Genomic DNA, 3,367 nt, shown 5'->3' on the forward strand with positions numbered 1-3,367 from the left:
CAGAGACATCGCACAGGCCCCGTCATGAAATGAGCGCGCAGCTTAGCGGTCGGCGTCTTTCACCCGGCCCTGGCAATCGCGCTCGATGACGTTGCGCTCACCCTCGTCGTTCTCACTATACAACATGCCGTTGTCGCCTTTGGTGTGCCATACGTAGGCGAGCTGCTCGTCGTCGCTGGCATAGCGCGCGCCGGAGCCCGAGGCAATCTGGTGCATGGGGATGGAATCGTGACCATAGCTCAGCATGGCGCGGTCGGTATCGGATCCATATTGGAAATAGGTCACCGACAGCGATGTCTCTCCCTCACATTGGTAAATCTGGGTATGCTGATCGACGCGATCAGCATCGCCACCTTGCATGGCGCACCCCGTCATCAAGGTGGCTAGTGCCAACAGGGTAAGACTGACAGATTTCATTGGAACTCCTTATCCAGGATCTTTATCCAGGCATATCATGATGGAAGCACAATACGACGCGACGTTCTCAAAGGCGTATCGCAGCTAATTTATGATCGTACAATAGTATCGCAGACATCCTATCTTAAACGACGCGTACCGCGCCCAATACGCATCGAGATATTTATTGGGCATCATGAGGGGGCTCTCAGCCCATAACACGGAGGTCAAGCATGTCGAATTGCGCGCGAACCGACCAGCATTGCCCGCGTTGCGAAGGCCCGTTGCCGTTCGAGTTCAGCATGGCGTTCCAGCCCATCGTCGATGTCGCAACGCAACGCATCGTCGCCCACGAAGCCTTGGTACGCGGCGTCAATGGCGAGTCCGCCTTTAAGGTACTGTCCCAGGTCTCGAACGCACTGCTGTATCGCTTCGATCAGGCCTGTCGCGTCAAGGCCATCGAATTGGCCAGCCAGTTGGACATGACTACCGCACTGTCGATCAACTTCCTGCCCAATGCCGTCTATGCACCCGAGGCCTGCATACAGGCAACGCTTGCGATCTCGGAACAGGTCGGCTGGCCCGCCGAGCGCCTGGTGTTCGAGATCACCGAAACCGAAAGCGTCACCGACCGAGCCCATCTGCGCAATATCATAGACGCCTATCACCAAATGGGCTTCACCACTGCCCTAGATGATTTCGGCAAGGGTCACGCCAACCTCGACCTGCTCACCGAGTTACGTCCGGACAAGCTCAAGATCGACCGTGACCTGGTGATGGATTGCCACCGCGACACGCGCCGCCAGATTTTGCTCAAGGCGGTGGCCGATATCGCTACCCAGCTCGACATCGAAACGGTCGCCGAAGGCATCGAGTGCCGGGACGAAGCCCGCTGGCTCCATGAAGAAGCCGGCATCGTGCAGCACCAGGGCTTCTATTATGCGCGCCCCGCGTTTGAAGCGTTGCCCCCGATTCCCGGCTTCGTGGCTTCCTAAACACAGCGACCCCGACACGCATGCCGGGGTCGCTGTGCTTTTCCTACCCTATTGAGTCGTCAGGCACCGTCGGGCAGCGCATAGGCGATCACGTAGTCGCCGCTGGGAGTCTCCATGAAGTGGTGCCCCGTGGCAACGATCACCAGATACTGACGACCATTCGCCTCGTAGACCATCGGGTTGGCCTGGCCACCCGCTGGTAACGGTGCTTGCCACACGGTCTCGCCGCTCTCGATATCGATCGCACGGATCAGATCATCGGTCGCTGCAGCGATGAAAATCAGCCCCCCGGCCGTGACCACCGAACCGCCGTTATTGGGCGTGCCGATATCGATGGGCAAGCCGGAACGAATCCCCCACGGGCCGTTGGCTCGGGCCGTGCCCAGCGGGCGATCCCACAGCGTATCGCCACTAGATAGCTCGATGGCACGGATATGACCATACGGCGGCTGCTTGCACAACATACCGGTATAAGGCACGCGCCATCCGGCGTTGACGTTGATCGCATACGGCGTGTTGGCCTGCGGATCTCCAGCACCCTCGGCACCACCGCGATCGCTAGCGAGCTCCTCGCGTGGCTTCCAACCCATGGCATCGGCCTTCTCGCGCGGCACCAGCTCATTATAGTTGGGCATGTCATTGTAGTTGGCGATCATCACGCCGCGCCGCGGGTCGATGGAGACACTGCCCCAATCGGAGCCGCCGTTATAGCCGGTGTACTGAATCCACGGCTGGTCGGCGGTAGGCGGCGTATACATGCCCTTCCAACTGGCCTGCTGGTACTGAATGCGGCAGAAGAGTTGATCGAAAGGCGACATGCCCCACATGTCCTTCTCGTCGATGTCGGGCTGACGCAGCGTGGCATAGTTCGAGAAGGGCTGTGTCTCGCTGCGTTCCTCTGGCTCGGCGCCGCCTTGCGGCACGGGGCGTTCTTCGGCACCGCCACCCAACAACTCGCCGGTTTCACGGTTGAAGACGTAGATCTCGCCCTGCTTGGTAGGCATCACCAAGGCCGGCACCTCCCCATCACCGGTGGGGAAATCGATCAGCGTCGGCTGCGAACCGGGGTCGTAATCCCAGACATCCTTGTGGGCGGTCTGGAAATGCCACTCGGGTAGCCCAGTCTCGACGTTGAGCGCCACCATCGAGCTGGCCCACTCGTTTTCTTCCGGCGTACGCGAACTGCTCCAGTAATCAGCGGCGCTATTAGCCATCGGCAGATACACCAGACCGAGCTGGCTATCGGCGGCGGCGGTCGTCCACATATTGGGAGAGCCACGCACATACGTTTCATCACCGGTGAGCGGTTCGCTCTGCTCGGGGCGTCCGGCGTCCCAGGCCCACTCGAGCTCGCCAGTCACGGCGTCGAAACCCTTGATGACACCGGAGGGCGGATAACGGCGCTGCCCATCGAGCACCTGATGGCCCGTTACGACGACATCACGCACCACCACGGGCGCCGAGTTGATGGACACGTACCCATCCGGCGTCTCACCCATGTTCTTCTTGATGTCGACCTGGCCGTCGTCACCGAAGCCGGTACACGGCTCGCCGGTGGCGGCATCGACCTCCAGCATGCGACCGTCGAGCGTGCCAGAAATGATGCGTGCGCGGCAGCTCTGCGACTCGCCATCATCGCCGCTGGCCAGATCGTCCAGACGCTCGTCCGGCACTTCATAATAAGTGACGCCACGGCAAGCAGCCGTATAAGGAATAGCATCCTCGGATACCTGCGGATCGTAGCGCCAGTTCTCTTCGCCACTATCGGCATCGAGCGAGATCAGGATATTGCGCGACGTACACAAGAACACGTCATCGCCGACCTTGAGCGGCGTGGTTTCAGCGCCCCAGCGGTGATCGAGCAGGTCGCCGGTGCGGTACTGCCACGCCACTTCGAGATCGCCGACGTTATCCGGGGTGACTTGATCGAGCGGCGAGTAACGCGTTGCGGCGCTGTCGCGCCCGTAGGCAACCCA

The 3,367-nt window shown here is 60.6% G+C and carries 3 protein-coding genes; 1 reads left to right on the plus strand and 2 read right to left on the minus strand.

The genetic code is table 11. The features are described from left to right. Positions 1-42 precede the first annotated feature (42 nt). The gene (locus tag OP495_RS16810) at positions 43-417 is read right to left on the minus strand and encodes an MliC family protein (protein WP_280570883.1); all 375 of its coding nucleotides are present in this window, start codon (positions 415-417) and stop codon (positions 43-45) included. Positions 418-629: 212 nt separating this feature from the next. Here OP495_RS16810 and OP495_RS16815 point away from each other — a divergent pair, with 212 nt between their 5' ends. Then, complete coding sequence (locus tag OP495_RS16815) at positions 630-1,391, plus strand: EAL domain-containing protein (protein WP_280570885.1); 762 nt, start codon at positions 630-632, stop codon at positions 1,389-1,391. Positions 1,392-1,450: 59 nt separating this feature from the next. Here the strand turns inward: OP495_RS16815 and OP495_RS16820 are convergent. Further along, positions 1,451-3,367 (minus strand): PQQ-binding-like beta-propeller repeat protein (locus OP495_RS16820; RefSeq protein ID WP_280570887.1); only part of this gene is annotated, 1,917 nt, incomplete at its 5' end.

The organism is Chromohalobacter sp. 296-RDG, from assembly GCF_029889885.1.
Taxonomy (GTDB): Bacteria; Pseudomonadota; Gammaproteobacteria; order Pseudomonadales; family Halomonadaceae; genus Chromohalobacter.

Bases quoted from the DNA above. Each gene is read 5' to 3' on its own strand.
- OP495_RS16815 (WP_280570885.1), top strand. From the start codon at position 630: ATGTCGAATTGCGCGCGAACCGACCAGCATTGCCCGCGTTGCGAAGGC.
- OP495_RS16810 (WP_280570883.1), bottom strand. From the start codon at position 417: ATGAAATCTGTCAGTCTTACCCTGTTGGCACTAGCCACCTTGATGACG.